Source organism: Cupriavidus sp. 01L45, from assembly GCF_056399885.1.
In genome coordinates, this window is record NZ_JBFTSG010000001.1 from 16,514 (window position 1) to 39,463 (window position 22,950).

22 protein-coding genes are annotated in these 22,950 nt (G+C 67.5%); 13 read left to right on the forward strand and 9 right to left on the reverse strand.

What is annotated here, in order from left to right; genetic code table 11:
* The first annotated feature begins 113 nt into the window (after positions 1 to 113).
* Together AC1DT6_RS00105 and AC1DT6_RS00110 are read left to right on the forward strand one after the other, a co-directional pair.
* Positions 114 to 818: a gamma-glutamylcyclotransferase gene (locus AC1DT6_RS00105; protein WP_441624772.1), complete on the forward strand. Its 705-nt coding sequence runs from the start codon at positions 114 to 116 to the stop codon at positions 816 to 818.
* A gap of 16 nt (positions 819 to 834) precedes the next feature.
* A complete protein-coding gene (locus tag AC1DT6_RS00110) occupies positions 835 to 1,635 on the forward strand; it encodes an ankyrin repeat domain-containing protein (RefSeq protein ID WP_441624774.1) in 801 nt (266 codons plus the stop codon).
* 62 nt (positions 1,636 to 1,697) lie between these two features.
* Here the strand turns inward: AC1DT6_RS00110 and AC1DT6_RS00115 are convergent, their stop codons facing one another.
* Positions 1,698 to 3,416 (reverse strand): long-chain fatty acid--CoA ligase, encoded by a 1,719-nt coding sequence (locus AC1DT6_RS00115; protein ID WP_441624776.1) that lies wholly within the window; start codon positions 3,414 to 3,416, stop codon positions 1,698 to 1,700.
* A gap of 247 nt (positions 3,417 to 3,663) precedes the next feature.
* Here AC1DT6_RS00115 and trxA point away from each other — a divergent pair, with 247 nt between their 5' ends.
* Positions 3,664 to 4,509, forward strand: coding sequence for a thioredoxin (trxA, locus tag AC1DT6_RS00120; RefSeq protein WP_441624778.1), 846 nt, complete (start codon positions 3,664 to 3,666; stop codon positions 4,507 to 4,509).
* Between the two features lie 81 nt (positions 4,510 to 4,590).
* The gene (locus AC1DT6_RS00125) at positions 4,591 to 4,980 is read left to right on the forward strand and encodes a cupin domain-containing protein (protein ID WP_045236051.1); all 390 of its coding nucleotides are present in this window, start codon (positions 4,591 to 4,593) and stop codon (positions 4,978 to 4,980) included.
* Here the strand turns inward: AC1DT6_RS00125 and AC1DT6_RS00130 are convergent.
* Positions 4,977 to 5,417, reverse strand: a complete 441-nt coding sequence (locus AC1DT6_RS00130; RefSeq protein WP_441624780.1) for a bacteriohemerythrin — start codon at positions 5,415 to 5,417, stop codon at positions 4,977 to 4,979. The two genes, AC1DT6_RS00125 and AC1DT6_RS00130, sit on opposite strands and share 4 nt — an antisense overlap.
* A gap of 156 nt (positions 5,418 to 5,573) precedes the next feature.
* Here AC1DT6_RS00130 and AC1DT6_RS00135 point away from each other — a divergent pair, with 156 nt between their 5' ends.
* Positions 5,574 to 6,152 (forward strand): P-loop nucleotide/nucleoside kinase family protein, encoded by a 579-nt coding sequence (locus tag AC1DT6_RS00135; RefSeq protein ID WP_441624782.1) that lies wholly within the window; start codon positions 5,574 to 5,576, stop codon positions 6,150 to 6,152.
* Between the two features lie 9 nt (positions 6,153 to 6,161).
* On the opposite strand, the gene tcdA is transcribed toward AC1DT6_RS00135, so the two are convergent.
* Complete coding sequence (gene tcdA, locus AC1DT6_RS00140; protein WP_441624784.1) at positions 6,162 to 7,049, reverse strand: tRNA cyclic N6-threonylcarbamoyladenosine(37) synthase TcdA; 888 nt, start codon at positions 7,047 to 7,049, stop codon at positions 6,162 to 6,164.
* A gap of 188 nt (positions 7,050 to 7,237) precedes the next feature.
* Between tcdA and AC1DT6_RS00145 the strand changes: the two genes are divergently transcribed.
* From AC1DT6_RS00145 to AC1DT6_RS00165, 5 genes are all read left to right on the forward strand, one after another.
* Positions 7,238 to 9,520, forward strand: a complete 2,283-nt coding sequence (locus AC1DT6_RS00145) for an AsmA family protein (protein ID WP_441624786.1) — start codon at positions 7,238 to 7,240, stop codon at positions 9,518 to 9,520.
* Between the two features lie 283 nt (positions 9,521 to 9,803).
* Positions 9,804 to 10,997 carry an MFS transporter gene (locus AC1DT6_RS00150; RefSeq protein ID WP_441624788.1) on the forward strand — a complete coding sequence of 398 codons (1,194 nt, stop codon included), beginning with the start codon at positions 9,804 to 9,806 and terminating at the stop codon, positions 10,995 to 10,997.
* Positions 10,998 to 11,133: 136 nt separating this feature from the next.
* Positions 11,134 to 11,772, forward strand: a complete 639-nt coding sequence (pdxH, locus tag AC1DT6_RS00155) for a pyridoxamine 5'-phosphate oxidase (protein ID WP_441624790.1) — start codon at positions 11,134 to 11,136, stop codon at positions 11,770 to 11,772.
* Between the two features lie 162 nt (positions 11,773 to 11,934).
* Positions 11,935 to 13,167, forward strand: a complete 1,233-nt coding sequence (locus AC1DT6_RS00160) for a class I SAM-dependent methyltransferase (protein WP_441624792.1) — start codon at positions 11,935 to 11,937, stop codon at positions 13,165 to 13,167.
* Positions 13,168 to 13,173: 6 nt separating this feature from the next.
* Positions 13,174 to 14,256 carry a DUF72 domain-containing protein gene (locus AC1DT6_RS00165; protein WP_441624793.1) on the forward strand — a complete coding sequence of 361 codons (1,083 nt, stop codon included), beginning with the start codon at positions 13,174 to 13,176 and terminating at the stop codon, positions 14,254 to 14,256.
* A gap of 15 nt (positions 14,257 to 14,271) precedes the next feature.
* On the opposite strand, the gene msrA is transcribed toward AC1DT6_RS00165, so the two are convergent.
* Both msrA and AC1DT6_RS00175 read right to left on the reverse strand, forming a co-directional pair.
* Positions 14,272 to 14,814 (reverse strand): peptide-methionine (S)-S-oxide reductase MsrA, encoded by a 543-nt coding sequence (gene msrA, locus AC1DT6_RS00170; protein WP_045236043.1) that lies wholly within the window; start codon positions 14,812 to 14,814, stop codon positions 14,272 to 14,274.
* 107 nt (positions 14,815 to 14,921) lie between these two features.
* Positions 14,922 to 15,869, reverse strand: a complete 948-nt coding sequence (locus AC1DT6_RS00175) for a cyclase family protein (protein WP_441625006.1) — start codon at positions 15,867 to 15,869, stop codon at positions 14,922 to 14,924.
* A 192-nt stretch (positions 15,870 to 16,061) separates the two neighbouring features.
* Between AC1DT6_RS00175 and AC1DT6_RS00180 the strand changes: the two genes are divergently transcribed.
* Entirely contained in the window at positions 16,062 to 16,952 is an 891-nt protein-coding gene (locus AC1DT6_RS00180; RefSeq protein ID WP_441624794.1) for a LysR family transcriptional regulator, read from the forward strand.
* Between the two features lie 24 nt (positions 16,953 to 16,976).
* Here AC1DT6_RS00180 and AC1DT6_RS00185 read toward each other — a convergent pair whose 3' ends face one another.
* The 4 genes from AC1DT6_RS00185 to AC1DT6_RS00200 form a co-directional block, all read right to left on the reverse strand.
* Positions 16,977 to 18,518 carry a class I adenylate-forming enzyme family protein gene (locus tag AC1DT6_RS00185; protein WP_441624796.1) on the reverse strand — a complete coding sequence of 514 codons (1,542 nt, stop codon included), beginning with the start codon at positions 18,516 to 18,518 and terminating at the stop codon, positions 16,977 to 16,979.
* Entirely contained in the window at positions 18,515 to 19,759 is a 1,245-nt protein-coding gene (locus AC1DT6_RS00190; protein WP_441624797.1) for an acyl-CoA dehydrogenase family protein, read from the reverse strand. The genes AC1DT6_RS00185 and AC1DT6_RS00190 overlap by 4 nt, the downstream gene beginning before the upstream one ends.
* An 83-nt stretch (positions 19,760 to 19,842) precedes the next feature.
* Complete coding sequence (locus tag AC1DT6_RS00195) at positions 19,843 to 20,664, reverse strand: alpha/beta fold hydrolase (RefSeq protein WP_441624799.1); 822 nt, start codon at positions 20,662 to 20,664, stop codon at positions 19,843 to 19,845.
* A gap of 2 nt (positions 20,665 to 20,666) precedes the next feature.
* Positions 20,667 to 21,755 (reverse strand): 2,5-dihydroxypyridine 5,6-dioxygenase NicX family protein, encoded by a 1,089-nt coding sequence (locus AC1DT6_RS00200; RefSeq protein ID WP_441624801.1) that lies wholly within the window; start codon positions 21,753 to 21,755, stop codon positions 20,667 to 20,669.
* A 168-nt stretch (positions 21,756 to 21,923) separates the two neighbouring features.
* Here AC1DT6_RS00200 and AC1DT6_RS00205 point away from each other — a divergent pair, with 168 nt between their 5' ends.
* Both AC1DT6_RS00205 and AC1DT6_RS00210 read left to right on the forward strand, forming a co-directional pair.
* Entirely contained in the window at positions 21,924 to 22,466 is a 543-nt protein-coding gene (locus AC1DT6_RS00205; protein ID WP_441625008.1) for a flavin reductase family protein, read from the forward strand.
* Positions 22,467 to 22,494: 28 nt separating this feature from the next.
* Positions 22,495 to 22,941 (forward strand): MarR family winged helix-turn-helix transcriptional regulator, encoded by a 447-nt coding sequence (locus AC1DT6_RS00210; protein ID WP_441624803.1) that lies wholly within the window; start codon positions 22,495 to 22,497, stop codon positions 22,939 to 22,941.
* The last annotated feature ends 9 nt before the right edge of the window (positions 22,942 to 22,950 follow it).

Here is a 22,950-nt window from a genome sequence, read left to right on the forward strand (position 1 = left end):
ATCTCGGCATGACCGTTGTCTATCGCATACAACCAGCCGGAGCTTGCAGAGATTTCTGCACGCCATGTGGTTTCCCTGCCGCCTGCCGCGCGGCTTTGGATTATGCTTGCACCATGGCCATCACCCGACAAGATCTCGAAACGGATCGGCTGCGTGATTCACTTTGCAGCACGCCGGTGGCTTCCTCGCTACTTCCCGAAGAAGCTTTCGAACGCTCGCTACGCGCTACGCTGGACCAGCGGCCGGATACGCCCGGGCTGGCAGGCGATGTCTGGGTGTTCGGCTACGGCTCGCTGATCTGGAACCCGATGGTGATTCACACGGACCGCCGGCTGGCCAGCGTGCACGGGTACCATCGCGGCTTCTACCTGTATTCGCGCATCAATCGCGGCACCTGGGACAACCCCGGCCTGGTGCTCGGCCTGGACCGTGGCGGTTCTTGCCAGGGCGTCGTCTTCCGCATCCCCCATCACATGATCGAGCAGGAGTTCCGCCTGCTGTGGCGCCGCGAGATGCTCACCGGCGCCTATCATCCGCGCTGGCTCAACATAAAGATGAACGGTTGCCCGCCGCAGCGCGCGCTGGCCTTCGTGATGAACCGCTCGCATGAGGCCTATGCCGGGCGCCTGCCCGACGACAGCGTGGTCGCGCGCCTGCGTCACGCCTGCGGCCTCTACGGGCCGGCGCGCGAATATCTGCAGCAGACGCTGCTGGGCCTTGCCACCAACGGCGTCGACGATCCCTACCTTGGCCGGTTATGGCGCCGGCTGCAGGATACGGATGCCACGGCCGCACAGGCTGTCAGCGAAACCGCCTGATCCGGGAGCCACCAGGATGCCGCGCACTTCCGCCCGCCCCCGCCGACTGGTGCTTGCCGAAGTGTTGGGACTGACCGGCCTGCTAATGGGCGGTGCGCTGCTGGCCGGCCCCGGCGGAACGAGCCTGGCGGCGCGCCCCGCCGGCGGCGGCCCGGCCCAGGCCTCGCCGCGCTCGCACGCGCAAGGCGCCGGCTCCGCCACCACCGCGCACGATAGCGTGGGCGGGCTCGACCGCAACCTGATCGCGGCAGCGACGCTGGGCGACCTCGAACTGGTCAAGCGCTTGCTGGCGGCCGGCGCTTCGGCCCAGGCCACCGACGAACGCGGCCGCAGCGCCCTGCTGGTGGCGGTCTATAGCCGGCACACCGAAGTGGCGAAGGCGCTGGTGGCGGCTGGCGCCGACGTCAACCGCAAGGACATCGAATCCAACAGCCCCTTCCTGCTGGCCGCGGCCACCGGGCAGCTTGAAATGGTACAGCTGGCGCTCACGCATGGCGCCGACCTCACCAGCACCGACATCAACGACAGCACCGCCCTGATCGTGGCCTGCGAGCATGGCAATACCGAAGTGGTGAAGGTGTTGCTGAAGGCTGGCGTCGCGGTCGACCATGTCAACCGCCAGGGCTGGACCGCCCTGCTGGAAACCATCGTCATGGGCGATGGCAGCGCGCGCTATGAAGACACGGTGCAGTTGCTGCTCGACGCTGGCGCGGACGCCAACCTTCCCGACCGCGACGGCACCTCGCCGACCCGCCACGCGCGCGAGCGCAGCTACAAGAGCATGGTGAAGATGCTGGTGCGCGTGCGCGGGCACTGATGTACCCGCGCACGCCGCGCCGGTTTGCCCCCGGGGCGTGCCCGAGGCGTAGCGCCATGGGGTCAGGCCGCAGCCGGCTGGGATCCCGCGTTGCGAGCATTCTCGCTTTCCTGCAACGCGCGCCACATCACCTTGCCGGTGCCCGACTTGGGCAGCGCGTCGACGAACTCCACCACGCGCGGGTACTTGTAGGCCGCCATATTCTCCTTGGCCCACTCGATGATGTCCTCGGGCGTGGTCTTGCCCCTGGCATGCGTCTTTAGCACCACCACCGCCTTCACCGTTTCACCGCGGTAGGCGTCGCGCGTGCCGATGATGCAGGCCTCCTGCACATCGGGATGCTTGTACAGCAGGTTCTCGACCTCGGCCGGCCACACCTTGAAGCCCGACGCATTGATCATGCGCTTGAGCCGGTCGGTGAGGAAGTAGTAGCCCTCCTCGTCCATGCGGCCCAGGTCGCCGGTGCGGAAGAAGGTCTTGCCCTCGAATTCGATAAAGGCATCGCGCGTGGCATCCGGCTTGCGCCAGTAGCCCTTGAACACCTGCGGGCCGCACACGATGATCTCGCCGACCTCATTGACCGCCACCTCCTTGAGCGTGACCGGGTCGATCACGCGCGCGTCGGTATTGAAGCTTGGCACGCCGAGGCACTGCAGCTTGGGCCGGTCGCCCGGGTTGCTGTGGGTCGGGGCCATGGTCTCGGACAACCCGTAGCCTTCAATGTAGTTCAGGCCGAACTGCTGCTTCAGGCGCTCGGCCACCGCCTGCGGCATCGCCGCGCCGCCGCCGCCGATATAGCGCAGGCTCGACAGGTCGAACTGGTCGAGATTCGGGCTGCCCAGGAAGTCGATGACCATGGTCGGGATGTTGGTCCAGTGCGTGACCTGGTAGCGCGAGATCAGCCGGCCCGCGACTTCACGGTCCCAGCGCGGCAGCATGACCACGGTGGCGCCGCTATAGATCGGGCCGTTCATGCCGTACTGCATGCCGGTCACGTGGAACAGCGGCAGCACCGACAGGATCGTCGACTCCGCGCCGCTGCCGCTCCAGATGCCACCCCCGACCACGTTATGCATGACGGACCGGTGGGTATGGATGCAACCCTTGGGGAAACCGGTGGTGCCCGAGGTATAGGGCATCACCGCCATGTCGTCCGGGCCGGCGGTATGCGGTCCGGGCACCAGTTGCGCGGCGAGCGCTTCGGCCCACGGCGTAGCGCCGGCGGGCAGCGGATGCTGGGTGGTCAGCCAGGCCGCCGGGGCGTCTTCCGGGTTTTCATAGCTGGCCGGCAGCGCATCGCTGTATTGCGTGACCAGCAGATGCTGCAGGCGCTCACCGGCCGGCAGCTCGGCGTTGGCCTGCTCGGCCCCGCCGGCGAGATCCGCGCTGCAGATCGCCACGGTAGCCTGCGCATCGCTGATGTAATGCTTGAATTCCTCGGTACGGTTCATCGGGTTCACCGGCACGACCACGGCGTCAGCGCGCAGGATCGCGTAGTAGGCAATGATGAATTGCGGACAGTTCTGCATGTAGAGCAGCACCCGGTCGCCCTTCTTCACGCCCGCCTTTTGCTGCAGCCAGCCCGCCACTGCGCTGGCCTGGGCTTCCAGCGCCCGGAACGTGATGGCGTTACCGAAATACCGGATGGCTGCCTTGTCGGGGTAGCGCTGCGCGGAGACCACCAGGTTGTACCAGAGCGAGGTCTCCGGCAGCACGATCTCGGTGGGCGCGCGCTTGGGCCAGAACTGGAAATGCGGGCGCGCGGGCTGGGTGGTCTGCATAAGGGTCTCCTGTGCGGTCTGTCCGACCTGGTCTTGGAATGCAAGTGAAGCAATGAATCAAGGAATATAACCGAACGACCGTTCTATTTTCAATCCATCGCTTACCCTTGCCCATCGTTGCTTCGATGGGCCACGGTTGCAATCGGCGAGTCCCGCCCCAAAATGCGGGAGGTCGGCGCGCAAGGCGCGTCATTGCGCGTTTTCCCTCGCGGCCCCGCCGCGGGTGTGCCACTTTCGAGACTAAGCCATGAGTGACGTAACCCTGCAGAATTTCGAGACGGACGTGATCGAGACGTCGCGCCACATCCCGGTGCTGGTGGATTTCTGGGCGCCCTGGTGCGGTCCTTGCCGCACCCTCGGGCCGATGCTGGAAAAGCTCGAAGGGGAAGCCGCCGGCAAATGGCGGCTGGCCAAGGTGAACGTGGATGAAAACCAGGAACTGGCGGCACATTTCGGCGTGCGCAGCATTCCACACGTGGTGGCATTTGCCGACGGCAAGGCGGCCGACCAGTTCACCGGCGTGCTGCCCGAGTCCGGCCTGCGTGAGTTTATTGCCCGCGTGATGCCCGATCCGGGCCAGGTGGCCCTGCGCGCAGCGCTCGACCATGCCGCCGTGGGCGACCGCGACGCCGCCAGGTCAGCCTTCCAGGCGGCGCTGGCATTCGATCCCGGCTTTGACGCGGCTCGCCTCGAGTACATCGGCTTCCTGCTTGACGAGGACGCCCTGGACCAGGCCCAGGCGGAGTTCGGCATGCTGTCGCCGGGCGCGGCCCAGGAGGACGGTTACGCGGCATTGCGCACCCGGATCGAGGCCATGCGCGGCGTCTCCGACCTGCCCGACGCAGCCACGCTGGAGGCCCGCGTCGCCGCCGCGCCCGGCGACCTGCGGGCGCGGCTGGACCTGGCCCGCGCGCTGATCGCACATCGGCAATACGAGAAAGCGCTGGAACAGCTGCTGGCCATCGTGCGGACGGACCGCACCTTCGAGGACGATATCGGGCGCACGGCAATGCTGTCGGTATTCACGCTGATGAGCGACCAGCCCGAAGCGGTTGCGCGCTGGCGCCGGCTGCTGGCCTCGGCGCTCAATTAAACTGCCGGGTGCGTGCGGCGGGCCGGGCCCGCCGCCTTACCTGGCCCTGCCGCCCCTGTTCGCCTTGATCCTGTTCTCGCCGTGACTGCTTCCCCGCCCCGCCTGACCGATTTCCAGACCGCCCCCGAACCGCTGCCCAGCCACGACCGGCCGCGCCCCGACCGGCTGGTCGCCGGCAACCCGGACCGCACCACCTGGACGCACTACAGCGCCAGCCAGGGGGATTTCGACTGCGGTATCTGGGCTTGCGAGCCAGGCGCCTGGCGCATTGCCTTCCCGGCGGGCAAAGAGGAATTCTTCCATGTCATCAGCGGACGCCTGCGCATCAGCGACGACGCGGGCAATGCCCGCGAATTCGGCCCCGGCGACGCCTGCGTGATCCCGGCAGGCTTCACCGGCCTGTTCGAGGTGCTGGAAGCGGTGCGCAAGCACTTTGTCGTGCTGGACCGCGCGGCTGCCAAGGCAGACTAGGCCACCTGCCCGGACGGTGCCTCGATCAGCGTGAAGCCGTTCTCGCGCATGTGGCTGACCATCATCGCGTCCATGCCCTTCACATGCTGGTCGAACCAGCCCGGTAGTTCCGACAGCAGGCGCCGGCCGAGCGCCAGGTCTCCCTGCGCCACTTTCTCGCGTACCGCGCCAGCCACCGCCAGCACCTGCTGGTGCTCGCCGCGATGGCAATGCTGCGGGCCGAAGGCCATCGCCTCCATCCACGCTTCCTCCTGTCCGAAATGATGGCGGGTGTGATCGATCCACTCGTCCAGCGCCGCCAGGAAACGGGCATCGTCCGCGCGCGTGGCGGCATCCAGCAGTTGCACGAATTCGGCGTGGGTGGCGTCGGTCACCGGCTCGCCCAGCAGCAGGTCGGAGGCCAGGGTGGCGGTGCTTGGGGAGGAGGAATCGGTCATATCGAGAGGACAAAAGCGCGCAAACCGCAAGGATACCGAATCCACGCAGGGCGGGGCTGATCCAGGACAAATCGCTGCGCGGCGGGGGCAGCACGCGCCCGCGGGTTATGCTGACGGCTGGTTCTTTCCTCTCACCAGGCTGCCCCCTGGCTTCCCATGCCCCGACTGCTCTTCTTCTGCGGCCATGCCGGCACCGGCAAGACCACACTGGCCCACCGCCTGATCGGCCCGCTGATGCAGGCCACCGGCGAGCCCTTCTGCCTGCTCGACAAGGACACGCTTTATGGCGCCTACAGCGCCGCGGCGATGGGCGCCTTGACCGGCGACCCGAACGACCGCGACAGCCCCACCTACCTCAAGCACCTGCGCAATGCCGAATACCACGGCCTGCTCGATACCGCGCGCGAGAATCTCGCGCTGGGCATCAGTGTGATCGTCGTGGGTCCGCTATCGCGCGAGGTGCGCGACCATCTGCTGCACGACGCCGACTGGCTGCGCGTGCCCGCCGGCACCAGGGTGCGCACGCTGTGGGTGCACCTGCCGGAAGACGAGGCCCGCGCCCGCATCGTGCGGCGCGGCAACCCCAACGACGCCTACAAGCTGGCGCACTGGGACGACTACCGCACGCGGCGCTTCATGCCCGCACCGGAGCAGTACCCCGAACTGACCTACTTCGACAACACCGCGCCTGGCGAGGCCGAACTGGCCGCCCTGCTGGCGCGCCTTGCGGCGTGACGCGAGACCTCAGTCAGGCGCCGTGAGGGCGGCCAGCACACTCGAAGCCGCCACCATCCCGAACACCGCGGTCACCGCCACCGAGGAGCCAAAGCCGGCGCAGGCCAGTCCCTGCGGGCCGGCTGGCGGCGCGGTTGGCGCGGCCGGCGCGCCTTCCGGGGCCTCGTCGATTTCGCAGGACTGCTGTTCGGGCTCGGGATAGCGCAAGGGCTCGTCCGAGTAGACCGCGTCGATGCCGAACTTTCTCTTGGGATTGCGCGGCCAGCCCCAGTCCTTGCGCAGGCTGGAACGCACCTTGGCCAGCAGCGGGTCCTGGACGGTGCGTGAGAAATCGACGACGCGGATACGGGTCGGGTCGAGCTGGCCGCCGGCACCGCCGCAGGTAATGATGCGCCGGCCCTCGCGGCGCGCCCAGCCCAGCATGGCAATCTTGACCTTGACCGAGTCGATCGCGTCGATGATGTAGTCGTACCCGCCAAGCAGTTCCACGACATTGTCCGGGGTAACGAAATCGTCAACCTGCATGACCTGGCAGCGCGGGTTGATCTGCACCATGCGCTCGGCCATGGCCTGCACCTTGGCGCGCCCATAGGCATCGCCCAGCGCGTGGATCTGGCGGTTGGTATTGGATAGCGCGATATGGTCGAGATCGATCAGCGTGACGCGGCCGACCGCGTTGCGCGCCAGCGCCTCGGCCGCCCAGCTGCCCACCCCGCCGATGCCGACCACGCAGACGTTCGCCGCCTCCAGCCGCGCCAGGCCCTCCGCGCCATACAGGCGCGCCACGCCGCCGAAACGGCGGTGGTAGTCGTCGTCCTCCGGGCTCTCGTGGGTAAGGGCCGGCGGCAGTTGCGCCAGTTCCGGCGGGACGGAGGTTTCCGGGACGAGGTTGCTCATTTCTTGCTCGAAGCTTGCTGGTTTTGAAGAGAGACTGGGGGGAAAAGCGCGCATTGAGGCACCTTGTCAGCCAAGCGCCGACAGGAGAACGGGGCGCGCAACTATACAATACCCACAGCCGTGGTTCGACCGCCGCATTGTCTCGCAGACAGCGCGCGGCTGCCCGCGCCAATCAGGAAACCGACCCCATGCCCGTGCGCCGCAAGGCCATTCTCTGGAGTGTACTGACACCGCTGGTGCTCATCGCTGCGCTCGTCGTGGTGATTCTGACCTTCGACTGGAACCGCCTCAAGCCATGGCTTAACCAGAAGGTCTCGGAGGCCATCGGCCGGCCTTTCGCCGTCAACGGCGACCTTACCCTGACCTGGCGTGGCGCCGAGGGCGAAACCGGCTGGCATACCTGGGTGCCCTGGCCGCGCCTTTCCGCGCGCGATATCACCATTGGCAATCCGGAGTGGGCCCGCGAGCCCAACTTCGCCACCGTGCGCGAACTGATCTTCGTGCTGCGCCCGGTGCCGCTGCTCTCCCATCAGATCGCGATTCCCACCATCGTCGTAGACAGTCCCGTAGTCTGGCTGGAGCGGCTGGCGGACCAGCGCAACAACTGGACCTTCGCCACCCCCGCAAGCAAAACGCCTTCGCAGTGGCGGCTGGATATCGGCGAAGTGGCGCTGGCGCGCGGCGATCTCGCCCTGACCGACAAGGCGATGAAGATCGAACTGCAGGCACGCCTGGACACCATCGGCGACGCGGCCCTCTATGAGAAGACCCGCGACGGCGCGCTGATCGCGCCGCCGGCGTCCGGCGCGGCCGGCACGGGGGCCGCCAGTGCCATCGGCGCATCCGGCCACGCCGGCAGTGCAAGCAGCGCCGGCGGTCCGCGCTACGGCATCCGCTGGAAGGCCACGGGCCGCTACAACGAGACCACCATCAACGCCAGCGGCAAGGCCGGTACCGTACTGAGCCTGCGCGACGCCAACGTGCCCTTTCCCCTGCAGGCCGATGTCCGGGTCGGCAATACGCGCGCGGTGGTGGAGGGCACGCTGACCAACCCTGCCCACCTCGGTGCGCTGGACATGCACCTGCAACTGTCGGGCGACAATATGGCCAAGCTCTACCCGCTGACCGGCATCGTGCTGCCGAGCACCCCGCCCTACGAAACCCGCGGCCGGCTCGTTGCCACACTGCGCAAGGGCGCATCGGAATACCGCTACGACAAGTTCACCGGCCGCGTCGGCGGCAGCGACCTGAACGGCTCGCTCACGTACACCCAGCGCCAGCCGCGCGCCCTGCTATCCGGCGAGCTGGAATCGAACCAGTTGCGCTTCGAAGACCTGGCTCCGCTGATCGGCGCCGACGCCAAGCCCGGGCAGGCTGCCTCGGACAGCACGGTGCGCCAGCCGGCTGACAAGGCCCTGCCGGTAGCGCCATTCCGCACGGAGCGCTGGGACAGCATCGACGCCGACGTGAAGTTCACGGGCAACCGCATCATCCGCACCACCGACCTGCCGATCACCGACCTCGTCACCCATCTCAAGCTCGACGATGGCGTGCTCACGCTCGACCCGCTGAATTTCGGCGTGGCGGGCGGCAACCTGACGTCGTCGCTGCAACTCGACGGCAAGCGCGAGCCGCTGGCCGCCACCATCGACATGAAGGCGCGCCATCTCCAGCTCAAGCAACTGTTCCCGAAGTTCGAGACAATGCGCGCCAGCATCGGCGAGCTCAACGGCAGCGCCAGACTGAGCGCCACCGGCAACTCGGTGGCCACGCTGCTGGGCACGTCCAATGGCGAAGCCAAGCTGCTGGTGGAGAACGGCACCGTCAGCAAGTTCCTGCTGGAGGCAATGGGCCTGAACGTGGGCAGCGTGGTGATCCGCCAGCTGTTCGGCGACAAGCCGGTGCAGATCAACTGCGGCGTCAGCGATTTCACTTTCACCAAGGGGGTGGCCCGCGCGCGCACCTTCGTCCTCGACACCCAGGACGCGGTGATCGAGACCAGCGGCGGCGTCGACCTCGCCAGCGAGCGGCTTGCGCTCACCGTCCGGCCCGAGTCCAAGGGCCTGCGCATTTTTTCGCTGCGTTCGCCGCTCTACGTGGGCGGCACGCTGAAGAAGCCATCGGTCAGCCCGGACATCGGCGTGCTTGCCTTGCGCGCCGGCGGCGTGGTGGCGCTGGCGCTGGTGGCGCCGGTTGGCGCCGCCATCCTGCCGCTGATCGACCTTTCCACCGCCGACGAGAGCAGCCAATGCGGCAGGCTGCTGGCGGAAATCCGCAAGCGCCCCACCGCGCCGCCGCCCGGCCAGGCCTATCAGGAGCCGGGCACAGGCAGCACAGGCAAGACCGGCCAGAGCGCCGGGCCCCCGCCCTCGCCCGACGCACGGGCCGCGCCCGCCCGGCCAGCGGGTGCGGCGCGCCCCAGCCCACCTCAGCGCGCTACGCCAGAGACTTCCCTGTACCAGGGCGGCTAAGCCGTGCCGGGCTGCCGGCCCGGCGTTGCCTGTCGGCGACACGCGCCCACTGACGAGCATATTCCGCGACGCAATTTCGCAACACTTTGGTGCATAAGCACAGTCTGTCGTTGTATATCGCCCACGCCGCTCGCATAATTAAACAGCCATTTACAACAAAGTCTTCAATACATGGCACGAAGCGGATGTCCGGCGGCGGATTGATTCCGGCGTTGGAGTCCTTCTTGGGTGCGGTTTCGGCCGCACTTGTTTTTTCCGATTTCCTTCCAGCCCCCGCCCCAGCATGACGCCGCTACACGCCACCGTCCCGCCGATCAGTTGCCTGATCGCGCTAACGGTGTGCAACCACGTGGCCTTCAATGCCAGCCGCGTGGTGGTGTCGCTGTTCGCCCTCTCGCTCAAAGCCTCGACCGTCACGCTCGGCATCCTGATGTCGCTGTATGCGCTGCTGCCGATGCTGCTCGCCATCCACGCCGGCAAACGCATCGACGAGATCGGGCCGCGCAAGCCGATGACGGCGGGCTCGCTGATGGTGGCTGCGGGAACGCTGCTGCCGGCGGTGTGGCCGGACATTGCCGCGCTCTATCTCTCCTGCGCGCTGATCGGCGTTGGCTTCATGCTGGTGCAGGTTGCCATGCAGTTGCTGATCGGGCAGATTTCCACCGATGCCACTCGGCTGCGCAATTACACGCTGCACGCGCTGGGCTTGTCGTTCTCCGGCACGCTGGGCCCGGTCGTGATGGGCTACGTGATCGAACACGCAGGCTACCGCCCGGCCTTCTTCGTGCTGGTGGCGGTAGCGGCAATCGGCGTGCTTGGCTTGCACCTGGTGCGCGGACGGCTGCCGGCACAGGGCGGGCGGGCCGCGCGCGGCGCGATCGTGGACGGCACGCGCAACTCCACGCTGAGCCTGCTCGCGCATCCGGAACTGCGCGCGGTCTTTATCGCCAGCGCGGTCCTGTCCGCGGCCTGGGACCTGCACGCCTTCCTGATTCCCATCCAGGGCACCCGGGTCGGCCTCTCGCCCTCGTCGATCGGCTGGGTGCTGGGCGCCTTTGCCATTGCCACCTTTGCCATCCGCGTGGCGATGCCGCTGGTGTCGCGCCGGCTGTCCGAATGGAAGGTGATTCGCGTTGCATTGCTGGTCGGCGCGGTGGCCTACCTGATCTATCCCTTCGTCACCGCGTTCTGGCTGATGTGCTGCCTGGCCTTCCTGCTCGGGCTGGCGCTGGGCAGCGCCCAGCCCAACGTCATGAACATCCTGCATACGGCCTCGCCCACCGGGCGCGCCGGCGAGGCGCTGGGCCTGCGCTCGGCCGTGCTCAATACCAGCCAGGTAGTGTGGCCGCTGACGTTCGGCGTGGTCGGCACGGCGCTTGGCATGTTGCCGATCTTCCTGTCGATGGCCGGCGCGATGGGTGTGGCGGGCTACTACTCGCGCGGCCAGGCCCGCAAGCTGCCTCCGCCGCCGGCCTGAAGCGCAAGCGGCCTCGCCGGCGACTTGCGCGCGCGCAAATGCGGCTTGCTTCGCTTTCGCTATACTCAAAGCAGACAGGCCGCACGCGCAGGGCGCCTGCCCGCGCGCGGCCTGCTGACTCGATACCTGATCCGACATGACCCAACTCGCCGACCTCCGCCGCACCTACGTACTCGGATCGCTGTCCGAATCCGATGTGGCGTCCGATCCCATCAGCCAGTTCCAGCGCTGGTTCGATGAAGCCATCCACGCCAAACTCCCCGAGCCCAATGCCATGACGCTGGCCACCGTCGACGCCGACGGCCAGCCCTCGGCACGCATCGTGCTTCTCAAGGGCATGGACGCAATGGGCTTCACCTTCTTCACCAACTACGAAAGCCGCAAAGGCCTGGACATTGCCGCCAACCCACGCGCGGCGCTGCTGTTCCACTGGGTGCAACTGGAGCGCCAGGTACGCGTGGAAGGTCGCGTTGAAAAAGTTACCGAAACCGAGAGCGATGCCTATTACGCAACACGGCCACTTGGCTCGCGCCTCGGCGCGTGGGCCTCGGAGCAAAGCCGCGAGGTAGCGGACCGCACGATACTGGAGCAGCGCGAAGCGGATTTCCGCGCCAAGTTCGGCGATAACCCGCCGCGCCCGGCGCACTGGGGTGGCTATCGCGTGGTGCCGACCCGGATCGAGTTCTGGCAGGGGCGGCCTTCGCGCCTGCACGACCGGATCGCCTACCGGCTGCAGGCGGATGGTGCCTGGCAGATCGTGCGCCTGTCGCCCTGAACGCGGTGCCGGCCGCCAAGGCCGCGCACTGCACAATATTAAGATTTGTCGTAAAGTGGATAAAGGTCGCCACCGGGAGGCGGCGGCCGCCACGAGCAGGCCCCGCCTGCCCGCTGCTGTGAGTTCGAGGAGTGTGCCGCAACCTGTCAGGAGGGAGGCCGCATGTTTTTCAAGCAAGCACTGGACAAGCAACTGGACCACTGGATCGCCGATCTGCGCGATCGGGCCAATCTCCCTGTCAGGCTGCGCCTGTGGAACGGCAACGAGTATCCGCTCGGCCGCTTCGAGCAGCCGGCGGTGACGCTCACGGTACGCGAGGCGGGCGCGCTACCCCTGCTGCTGACGCCCAGCCTGGATAATCTCGGCGAAGCCTATGTGCAGGAGAAAATCGATCTCGACGGCAAGCTGAGCGACATCATCGCCGTGGCGTACCGTTTCTCGGCGGCCGCCAGCGCACAGGCCGGCGGCGCGCTGGCGCGGGTGGCACGGCACTTCGCGCACACCAAGGCAGCCGATAAAGCCTCCATCCAGTACCACTACGACGTTTCCAATGAGTTCTACCGGCTCTGGCTCGATCCGGGCATGGTCTATTCCTGCGCCTATTTCGAGCATGGCAACGAAGATCTCGCCACCGCGCAGCGCAAGAAGATCGACCACATCCTGACCAAGATCCGGCTGCAGCCAGGCCAGACGCTGCTCGACATCGGCTGCGGCTGGGGCGCGCTGGTGATGCGCGCGGCGGATAAGTTCGGCGCGCGCTGCGTGGGCATCACGCTGTCGCAGAACCAGTTCGACCTGGCCACCGAACGCGTCAGGCAGGCAGGGCTGTCGGACCGCATCGAGATCCGCCTGCAGGATTACCGCGATACCGCCGGCACCTTTGACCGCATCACCAGCGTCGGCATGTTCGAGCATGTGGGCAAGAACAACCTGACCGCTTACTTCAGCCGCATGCGCGATCTGCTGGCCGACGACGGCTACGCCATGAACCATGGCATCACGTCGCCCGATCCCGACAGCGGCGCCACGCCCATGGACGGCTCCGAGTTCATGGATCGCTACGTCTTCCCGCAGGGCGAGCTGCCGCACATCGGCATGGTGCTCAACACGCTGCAGCGCGGGGGCCTGGAGGCCACCGATGTCGAACTGATTCGCGGCCACTACACGCGCACGCTGCGCCACTGGGCGGATAACTTCGAAGCCCAGGGTGATACCATCCGCGCCATGGTGGGCGAAAAGAAGTACCGCATCTGGCGCATCTACCTGGCAGGATGCGGGCATGCCTTCGACACCGAGAAGATGTCGATCTACCAGGTGGTTTGCCACAAGGCCGGCCTGCCGTCGCAGAGCTTGCCCTGGTCGCGTCGCTATATCTACGACAAATCGCTTGACTGAAGCTACTTGACTGAAGACCTGTTCGGCGGCCTGCCGGAGCCAGCGGCGCCGCCCGCTCACGGCACTACCGCAACCAGTGCCAGGGCGAACCCGGCAACGCCTGCCACCAAACCCGCGCGCGGCAAGATCGTGCAGGCGCCGCAGCCGGACCCTGCCCTGCTGGCGCTGGCGGAGCGCCTGCCGGCCGGCCTGCATCTCGGCACGTCGTCATGGTCCTATGGGGGCTGGAACGGGCTGGTCTACCAGGGCGAATACAGCGACAGCCTGCTCTCGCGCAAGGGGCTGGCCGCCTACTCCCAGCATCCCTTGCTGCGGGCCGCCGGCATCGATCGCGGCTTCTATGCACCGATTCCGCTGGCCGACCACGTGGCCTACGCGGCCCAGGTGCCGGCACATTTCCGCTTCCTGGTCAAGGCTCCGGCGAGTGTCTGCGATCCGTGGCTGCGCACGTCCGAGGGTGCGGGCCGGCTCGCCAATGCCAGCTTCCTGGATGCCTCGATCGCCGCGCGGGATTTCGTGGCGCCCGCCACCGCGGGCCTCGGCACCAAATGCGGGCCTTTGCTGTTCCAGCTCTCGCCGCTGGGCGCGATGGCCGCGGACAGTGCCGGCTTCCTGTCGCGGCTCGACGCCTTCCTCGGCGCCCTGCCGCCACTCGACCCCGGCGCCACGCCGCACGCCTGCTACGCGGTGGAACTGCGCGACGCCAGCCTGCTCACGCCCCGCTTTATCAAGTTGCTGCGCGCACGCGGCGTACGTTTTTGCCTGTCGGCGCGCGAGCGCATGCCGCCCGCGGAACGGCAATTGCCGGCGCAGGCGCTGATGGACGAAGGTGAGCCCGGTCCCCTGGTGTTGCGCTGGATGCTGCATGCCGGCTTTGCCTACGAGCAGGCCGAATCCCGCTACGCGCCGTTCGACCGGCTGATCGACGAAGACCCGCATACCCGCGCGGTGATCGCGGAGCAGGTGGTACGCACGCTGCGGGCGGGCCAGCCCGCCTACGTGATCGTCAGCAACAAGGCCGAAGGCTCCGCGCCGCTGACCTGCCTGCGCCTGGCCGAAGCGATTGCCGAACGGCTGGCCGGCAGCTAGCCGCCGGCCAGCACCTCAGCGATTCAGGAGGTGGGCGAACTTTTGCCGGAACTTGGCCAGCTTGGGCGAGATCACGAAGGAGCAATAGCCCTGGTTCGGGTGATTCTGGTAGTAGTTCTGGTGACTTTCCTCGGCGCGCCAGTACGGCTGCGCGGGCTCGATCTGCGTCACCAGCGGCGCGTCGTAGAGCTTCTGCGCGGTCACCTCGCGCATCACGTACTCAGCCATGGCACGTTGCGGCTCGGTGTGGGTGAAGATGGCTGAGCGGTACTGCGTGCCCACGTCGTTGCCCTGCCGGTTCAGCGTGGTGGGATCGTGGATGGCAAAGAAGATCTCAAGGATCTCGCGATACTTGATCACCGAAGGGTCGAAGCTCACGCGCACCACTTCGGCGTGTCCCGTGTCGCCGTCGCAAACCTGCTCGTAGGTCGGATGGTTCACGTGCCCGCCGGTGTAACCCGACTCCACGGCGCGCACGCCCTTGACTTGCTGGTACACCGCCTCCAGGCACCAGAAGCAACCGCCCCCCAGGGTGGCAATTTCCCGCTCGTTGTCCATCTTGATTCTCCGGCTCGTGACAATAGCTAGCATACTCGTTCGGCTCCATGCCCGCCGCCGAAGTATGGCTCGCCGGACCGGGTGACCGCGCCGGAGTCTTGCCGACGCTATTTGATGGGCAAGGCGACCGGCCGGATGGGCGCGGCATCGGCGCCGCGGAACTTCAGCGATGCGCCGATAAAGGCGAACTGGTAGACGCGGTCGCGCGACAACGCCTCCAGGTTCACCAGTTCGATAATCGGTGCGCCCTGCTGCGCCAGCAGATAGGTGTGCACCGGGATGTAGTTGTCGGGCACTTCCGCCGGGAAGGTCTCGAAGCTCAGGTTATCGGCGCCGACCACCATGGCGCCGCCCTCTTCCACGAGAAACCTGGCCGCATCCAGGCCAAGGCCCGGCGGGTTGGCCATGTACGCCTGGGCATTTTCATAATGTTGCATGCGCCCCGTGCGGATCAGCACCACGTCGCCTTTCTGCAGCCCTGTGCCTTGCATGGCCAGCGCGTCGCGCAGGTCCTGCCGGGTCACCCGGTAGTTGTCGGGCAGCATATCCAGTCCCTTGGCCGCGGCTACGTCGATCAGCACGCCGCGGGCGACGATCGGCGGCAGCTTCTCCGCGCCGGTGACTTTCCAGCCGCGATCGCCCAGGTGCTCGGCGGCGGAATAGCCGTTCCAGATCTTGCCGTTCAGGCCGAAGTGATTGAGCGCGTCGATATGCGTGCCCATGTGCGCGTACATGGAAACTGCCGACCCGCTGTAGCTGACATGCCGGTTCATCGCCTCGCCCACCTGCATGGAGTCGGCCACCAGGTTGCCGTGCGGGGTATGGGTCATCCACATCTGGTACGGCGGGTCGCCGGCCGCCTGCCAGCTCGGCATGCCGATGAAGTAGTCGACCGCCAGATCGTAGGCCTGCGCGCCCGAGACGCGCGCCATGATGGCCGCGTGCGAGGCCGGGGTGATCAGGTTGAGCCGGCCTATCTCATCCTTGGGGCCCCAGGGGCTGACGCCTACCTGAGGCGCCGCGGCGGCGGCACCGCTCAGCACGGCTAACAACATCGACAGGGAAAACCTGGCGAACCGGCGCCCGGCGGCGCGGGCGGGATGGGACGGGATGGATTGCGACATGGGAACTCCTGAAAGGTTGGCGCTTTCCACGGCCACGTGGAAGCCATGTCGCCATCCTATTAGGCATTCTTCGGTAGATAATCTGCGCATTCAGACAAACATATTCAACCCAAGGGAAAATATATGGATTTGCTTGCGGCCATGCGCACCTTCCGCCGGGTCGTGGAGCGCGACAGCTTCAGCCAGGCCGCCGCCGATCTCGGGCAATCGACCGCGGCGGTCAGCAAGCAGGTGCGTCAACTGGAGGCGCGCCTGGGCGCGCTGCTGATCCTGCGCACCACGCGGCGCATGAGCCTGTCGGAAACCGGCCGCGCCTACTTTGCCGAATGCTGCCGCCTGCTCGACGAGCTGGATGCGCTGGAGCGGGCCACGGCGGCGGGCAAGGAGGAGATCAGCGGCCGCCTGCGCGTGAATGCGCCGCTCTCATTCGGCCTCAAGGTGCTTTCGCCAATCCTGGTGGCATTCATGACGCGCTACCCGCAGCTGCAGGTCGAGCTGACCCTGGACGACCGGCTGCTGGACGTGGTGTCGGAGGGTTTCGACGTGTCGCTGCGCATCCGCTCCGCGTTGACGGACTCGTCCCTGATCGCAAGGCGGCTGGGCGAGGTCGAGCAGTTCATCTGCGCCGCACCCGGCTACCTGGCAGCCCGCGGCACGCCGCGCAGCGTCGAGGACCTGCGCGGCCACGATTGCCTTGCCTACCAGTTGGCCGACTATCCGGGCAGCTGGCACCTGGAGGGGCCGCTGGGAACCACCAGCATCGAAGTACCGGCCCGCTTCTCGGCGAACAACAGCCTGCTGCTCAGCGACATGCTGCTGGCCGGGATGGGCATCGGCGCGCTGCCTTCGTTCATCGCGCTGCCGTTGCTGGCGCGCGGCGAGCTGATCAGGGTGCTGCCTGAGCATGCGCTGGCCGGACGCAGCATCTACGCGCTTTATGCGAGCCATCGCCATCTGCAACGCAAGGTCGGCATATTCATGGACTTCCTGGCGGAGGCCTTGCGGGGTCAATAGCAGGCGCGCGCGGCCTGGCGCGCGTCAGCCAGACGGCATGGCCAGCATGGCCCGCAATTGCGGCTTGAGTACCTTGCCTAGCGCGCTCTTGGGCAGGCTGTCGAGCAGCACCACCCGCCGCGGCAGCTTGAAGCGCGCAATGGACAAGGCCAGCGTTTCGCGCAGCGCCTCTTGCGCCAGCGCGGCGCGGTCCGCCCCCGCGGCCGGCACCACGACCGCGACCGGCACTTCGCCCCAGCGCGGATCGGGCAGGCCAACCACCGCGCAGTCCTGCACGCCGGGCAGGCCCAGCAGCACATTCTCGATCTCGGCCGGATAGATGTTCTCGCCGCCGGAGATGATCATGTCCTTGCTGCGCCCGACCACTTCGATACAGCCGTCGGCATTTCGATGGGCTAGATCGCCGGAGTGGAACCAGCCGTCATGGAAGTCCGGATGGTCCGGCTGCCGCCAGTAGCCCTGCATCAGGTTGGCGCCGGCCAGCCAGAGTTCGCCGACTTCGCCATCGGCCACCTCGGTGCCATCCGCGCCGGCCAGCCGCACCCGCACCTCCGGCTGCGGCCAGCCTGCGTAGCCCGGCCGCGCCATGGCCTGGTCCAGGCGCAGGACGACCGACACCGGTCCCGTTTCAGTAGCGCCGTAGACCTGCCCCAGCGGAACGCCGCGCGCGTGAAAGGCATCGATGTACGCGCGGGGAATGGGCGAAGAGCCCGCCATCACGCCGCGCAGCGAGGATAGATCCGCCCGCGGCCAGCCGGGATGCTCGAGCACCGCGCGCAGCGTGGCCGGCACCATCAGCGCCAACGTGGCTCGCGTCTGCGCCAGTGCAGCGAGCCAGGCATCCGGCGCGAAGCGCTGGTGCAGCGTCACCTGCGCCCCGGCCAGCAGCGCCGGCAAGGTCTGGATGCAAAGGCCGCCAACATGGAACAGCGGCAGCGCCGACAAGATATGGTCGTCCTGCGTCATGCCGTGCGCCCACCAGCTCGCGCGGGCGTTGGCCAGCAGGCCAGCCTGCGTATGCAGCGCGCCCTTGGGCTGGCCCGTGGAGCCGGAGGTGTAGACCAGCAGCAGCGGTGCCTGCCCGGGCGGCTGCGATGGCTGCGGCAGCCGCGTGTCCAGCGCTGCCGGCCGGTCGATCAGGCTGTCGATGGGCGCGTGCATGGCAGCTGCCGCCACCTCCGCCGCGGTCTGCGCGTGCGGAGCGTCGTGGAACAGCATGCGAATGCCCGCATGCGCGGCGATAGCGCTCAACTCCGGCACTGCCAGGCGAAAATTCAGCGGCACGAAGATGGCCCCGAGCCTGGCGCACGCGAACAGCAGCGCGAGTTGCAAATCGTGGTTCAGGCACAGCGTGGCCACACGATCGCCCGGCCGCACGCCCCAGGTGCCGGCCAGGTGGGCGCATGCGCGCTCCACGCGCCGCCACAGCCTGCCATAGCTGATGGTGCGGCCCTGGCTATGCAGCGCCGGACGCTGCGGTGCGACGCTCACGTGCGCATGCAGCGCGCGCAGCAAGGCGCCCGGATCCGGGGTGCCGGCGAAGAGCCGGTCGGCACGCTCGCTCATTCGTCGCGCTCACCCGCTTCGTAGAGCGCCTCGCGGCCCATGCGGTCCATGATCAACTCCGCGGTCCAGGGCAGCATCAGCGCGCCGCAGCGCGAATCGCGATAGAGGCGCTCCAGCGGCAGGTCCTTAAGCATGGACTGGCCGCCGCAGGTGCGGATCGCCAGCCGGGCGATATCGTTGGCGCCTTCCATCACCGTGTAGTGGGCGGCGTACAGGCGCATGCGCGCATCCTTGGACGGACTGGCGCAGGCTTCGTGAATCACGCGCCAGAAGATCGAGCGCATGCTCTCTAGCTGGATACGCATCTGCGCCACCGCGATCTGCTTGGTGGGATACATGCGGCGCTTCACCGGCGGCTGGCCCGGCACTTCGCCGCGCAGGTACTGCACGGTGAAATCGTAGGCGGCCTGCGCCACGCCGAGATAGGTGGGCGAGAGCGTGAAGAACATCGCCGGCCAGGTCTGCGCAGCCTTGTAGTAGACGCCGCGCGGCATCAGCTGCTCCTGGTCGGCGACGAACACATCCTTGAGCAGCAGCGTGCGCGACACCGTGCCGCGCATGCCCATCGGGTCCCACTCGCCGGTCACGGTAAGGCCTTCGGCATTGCCCGGCACCGCGATATAGAGCGTGTCGCGCATATCGGGCGAATGGTCCGCGCACTCCTCCGTGCAGAGGATGCCGTAGTAGTCGGCCGCGCCCGACAGCGAGGCGAAGATCTTGCGGCCGTTGAGCACCCAGCCGCCTTCCACCTTGCGCGCGCTGGTGCCGAACGGCGCGCGCCCGGCGGCAGCCGCCGAGCCTTCGGAGAAGGGCTGGGCATAGATCGCGCCGTCCCTGACCACGCGGGCGAAATGCAGTTCCCGCCGCGCCTCATGTTCGGCACGCTGCTCAGGCGTCATGGCGATGCCGTCGGCCAACATGCCGGTCCACATGGTGGAGCAGATATGCATGTTGTAGGTCAGCGCGGTGGCGCCGCAGAAGCGGCCGATCTCCGCGCCCACCATGCAATAGGTGGCAAAGTCCGCGCCCTCGCCGCCGAACTCGCGCGGCACGCACAAGGCCAGCAGCCCGGCTTCGCGCAGGTCGTCGTAGTTGGCAAAGGGGAAGCTGGCCTCGCGGTCCCACTGCGCCGCGCGCGGGGCAAAGCGTTCGCGGCCCAGCCGGTTGGCCAGTGTCAGCAGGCGCGCCTGCGTTTCGGTGAAATCGGCGCTGCCGACGGCAGGGATGAAGTCCAGTGGCATGTCTGTTGTCTCCCGGGGCGCCGCTTGCACGCGGCGATGCCTCGTTGGTATTTTTCTGTGCTCGCTGACTGGCGGCGCCGTATTCAGCGCGCGGGGAAATGCCGGCCGAGGAAGCCCAGCACGGCGGCATTGAAATCCACCGGCCGCTCCATGCAGGCCAGGTGCCCCACGCCCGGCAGGCATAGGTACTCGGCGCCGGCGATCTTCTGCGCCATGCGCTCCATCACGGCCGGTGCCGCATTGGCATCGTGCTCGCCCGCCAGCGCCAGCACCGGCACGCCGATGCGCGCGAGCATTTCGCGCCGGTCGAAACGCACCAGCGCCTGGAGCGCGGCGCGATAGGTGTCTGGCGGCACCGCTGCCATCACGCTGGCCGCGAACGCCACCGCTTGCGCATCGGCATCCGGCGCGACCATGGCGCGCACCAGTCCGGCCGCCATCTGCGCCATCGTCTTGCCGGCATCGAGCGGTGCCGTGCGCGCTGCAACGAAATCGCGCTGCCACTGCCCGTCGGCCTTGCCGAACGCGGGCGAGGTACCGGACAGCACCATGCCGTCGATCAGGCCGGGCATGGCTGCGTAAGCTTCCTGCGCCACCATGCCGCCCATGCTGTGGCCCAGCAGCACGACGCGCCTGCCGGCATCGCGCTCGGCCTGGAGTACCGGCTGCAAGGCTTGCGCCAGCCCGGCAAAATCGTAAGGCGCGATCAGGGCGCTATCGCCATAGCCTGGCATGTCCCACGCTACCGCGCGATAACCCGCCTGCGACAGCGCATCGAGTTGTGCCGGCCACGCTGCCTTGCCGCCGCCGATGCCATGCAGCATCAAGACGGCTACCGGCCCTGTGCCCTGTGCGACCACGGCAACGCCATTGGGGAGAATCTGGAGATTCGTGTTTGCGTTCATGCTCAGGCATCCGCCTTGGTGGATGGGCTTGGACCGGCAAGCCGGCCCTCGTCGACCTCGCCCGCGCCGTCGAGCGTGATCGTGCAGTTGCGCAGCGGCAGGTCGAAGTGGCCCAGCGTATGGCGGCCGGCCACCTCGTTGGCGCCGGTGGAATAGAGGAAGTTGCCGGCGAAGGCGCGCAACTCTGTCCCGTTGCAGTCGCGCTTGTCATAGAAGGTCATGGCATCCCAGCGGGCCTGCGGGTTCAGGCCCCAGCCCACATGCGAGACCGCATAGGCATCGCGCGTGCCTTCGCGGTCAGCCCAGGCTGCGTAGTAGCCGCGCATCATGTCGGCGTCCATGCCCTGCCCTTCGATGCCGACCATGTAGTCATCCTCGATATGGCAGACGATGGTGTCGCGCAGGTAGGTCTTGAAGGTCAGGTTGACATCGCCTGGCGCCAGCACCAGGGTGCCGTTGACCTGCCCGCCGGCGGGGAATGCCAGGCAAAGGCCGCCCGGCCAGTGCGCGACCTGGCCCGGCTTGTTGCAGTAGCCCCAGACACCGCCCACGCGCGCGCTTGCCAGGCCGACGCGCAACTCGGTGCCTGCCGCCGAGTGCACGCGCATCTCGCGCGCGCCGCGCAGCCGCTTCATCGCGGCGCGCACGCTGCCCTCCAGCGCGGGATCGGGCAGGCAGCGCTCCAGGATTTCGGGGTGTTCGTTGCTGACCATCAACAGGCGCGGCATGATGCCGTCGGCGCCTTTCAGGATCAGGGGCAGTTCGGGCGCATGGAGCAGGCCCTCCACGGTGCAATCGATCACCAGGTGGCAGCGCTGCAAGGCGGCTACCACGGGTGCCAACTGCTGCAGGGCATCGCTGGCCCCGGTGGAACGCACCGGCGCTGGCGCCTGAAGCGCCGGGGACGGTACCCGGAGGCGCACCGGCGTGGCGCCGAGCGATTGCACGGCCAGTTCAGCCAACTCCACATTGACGCGTCGGGATTGGGACTCCGTTACAATCCCAACCACTTCCTGGGCGGTCAGGGCGCACAGTTCAAGGGTGCGCCGAAAAGCCGCCAGCCAGCGGTGCTCGATTTGCTCGATGAGCATTTGTCTCCTCCTGGTGCGATCCTGCCGTGGTCTTGGCATGGTCCCGGCGGCAGTCTTGGTGGGTCTGCCCACCGATGCCGCCGCCGGGCGCATTAGCTTGTGCTTGTGATTCTTGTCGCTGGCGCAAATAATATATGAAATTTCATGGATCCCAGTGGAGCCCGCACGATGGGCATGCCTGAGGCCTCCGGCAAGGCCGCCTCTCCCGATTTCGATACGCTGCACTTCCGGCGCGCGCTGTCCCAGTTCGCCACCGGCGTGACGGTCATCACCACCCGCGCGGGCCCTGGCTCGCCGCCGAGTGCGCCGTTCGTGGGCATCACCGCCAGTTCGTTCAACTCGGTCTCGCTCGATCCGCCGCTGGTACTGTGGAGCATGGCCACGCGCGCCAACAGCCTGCCGATGTTCCGCGACGGTTCGCACTACATCATCAATGTGCTGTCGGCATCGCAACTTGATCTGTGCCAGCGCTTCGCCACGCTCAAGGGCGACCGCTTCGCCGGTGTCGACTACCGCCTCTCCGAGACCGGCCTGCCGATCCTGGCCAATGCGCTGGCCTGGTTCGAATGCCACAACCGCAGCCGCTACGACGAGGGCGACCACGTCATCTTCGTGGGCGAGGTGGAACGTTGCGGCGTGCACGACAACGCGGGCAACCCGCTGGTGTTCCACGACGGCCGCTTTGCCACCACCCGCCCGCTGACGGACTGAAACGCAGGCGCACAAGGCCATCGCAGCCATGACGGATTCGCCCAAGCCCGCTTTTGTCGACGGCTACCTGCCTTATCTGCTGGCGCGGGCCAGCTACCTTGTGTCCGGAGAATTCCACCGGCAGGTGGAAGCGGCGGGCTTCTCCGTGCCCGAATGGCGCGTGCTCGCCACGCTGGCCGACCGGCCGGATTGCACCATCGGCACCCTGGCCGACATCACGCTGACCAAGCAACCCACCCTGACCAAGCTGATCGACCGCATGGCCGCCAGCGGCCTTGTCGCGCGCCGCAACGGCGCGGACGACCGCCGGCATGCGCTGGTCTCGATCACCCCGCGCGGCCGCGCCCGCGCCCGCGCACTGCTCGAGCAAGCCGCCGCGCACGAGCAGCAGGTGCTGGACGACTTCGGCCCGCAGCAAGGCGATCAGCTCAAGGACACCCTGCGCCGGCTGATCGCGCTGCGCACGCCGCGCTGATTGGCGCCA

Coding starts and splice junctions, on each gene's coding strand:
- tcdA (WP_441624784.1), bottom strand. CDS start 7,049: ATGAGCAACCTCGTCCCGGAAACCTCCGTCCCGCCGGAACTGGCGCAA.
- AC1DT6_RS00160 (WP_441624792.1), top strand. CDS start 11,935: ATGTTTTTCAAGCAAGCACTGGACAAGCAACTGGACCACTGGATCGCC.
- AC1DT6_RS00110 (WP_441624774.1), top strand. CDS start 835: ATGCCGCGCACTTCCGCCCGCCCCCGCCGACTGGTGCTTGCCGAAGTG.
- AC1DT6_RS00205 (WP_441625008.1), top strand. CDS start 21,924: ATGGGCATGCCTGAGGCCTCCGGCAAGGCCGCCTCTCCCGATTTCGAT.
- msrA (WP_045236043.1), bottom strand. CDS start 14,814: ATGGACAACGAGCGGGAAATTGCCACCCTGGGGGGCGGTTGCTTCTGG.
- AC1DT6_RS00185 (WP_441624796.1), bottom strand. CDS start 18,518: ATGAGCGAGCGTGCCGACCGGCTCTTCGCCGGCACCCCGGATCCGGGC.
- AC1DT6_RS00180 (WP_441624794.1), top strand. CDS start 16,062: ATGGATTTGCTTGCGGCCATGCGCACCTTCCGCCGGGTCGTGGAGCGC.
- AC1DT6_RS00135 (WP_441624782.1), top strand. CDS start 5,574: ATGCCCCGACTGCTCTTCTTCTGCGGCCATGCCGGCACCGGCAAGACC.
- AC1DT6_RS00105 (WP_441624772.1), top strand. CDS start 114: ATGGCCATCACCCGACAAGATCTCGAAACGGATCGGCTGCGTGATTCA.
- AC1DT6_RS00115 (WP_441624776.1), bottom strand. CDS start 3,416: ATGCAGACCACCCAGCCCGCGCGCCCGCATTTCCAGTTCTGGCCCAAG.
- AC1DT6_RS00195 (WP_441624799.1), bottom strand. CDS start 20,664: ATGAACGCAAACACGAATCTCCAGATTCTCCCCAATGGCGTTGCCGTG.
- AC1DT6_RS00150 (WP_441624788.1), top strand. CDS start 9,804: ATGACGCCGCTACACGCCACCGTCCCGCCGATCAGTTGCCTGATCGCG.
- AC1DT6_RS00130 (WP_441624780.1), bottom strand. CDS start 5,417: ATGACCGATTCCTCCTCCCCAAGCACCGCCACCCTGGCCTCCGACCTG.
- AC1DT6_RS00145 (WP_441624786.1), top strand. CDS start 7,238: ATGCCCGTGCGCCGCAAGGCCATTCTCTGGAGTGTACTGACACCGCTG.
- AC1DT6_RS00190 (WP_441624797.1), bottom strand. CDS start 19,759: ATGCCACTGGACTTCATCCCTGCCGTCGGCAGCGCCGATTTCACCGAA.
- pdxH (WP_441624790.1), top strand. CDS start 11,134: ATGACCCAACTCGCCGACCTCCGCCGCACCTACGTACTCGGATCGCTG.
- trxA (WP_441624778.1), top strand. CDS start 3,664: ATGAGTGACGTAACCCTGCAGAATTTCGAGACGGACGTGATCGAGACG.
- AC1DT6_RS00210 (WP_441624803.1), top strand. CDS start 22,495: ATGACGGATTCGCCCAAGCCCGCTTTTGTCGACGGCTACCTGCCTTAT.
- AC1DT6_RS00200 (WP_441624801.1), bottom strand. CDS start 21,755: ATGCTCATCGAGCAAATCGAGCACCGCTGGCTGGCGGCTTTTCGGCGC.
- AC1DT6_RS00175 (WP_441625006.1), bottom strand. CDS start 15,869: ATGTTGTTAGCCGTGCTGAGCGGTGCCGCCGCCGCGGCGCCTCAGGTA.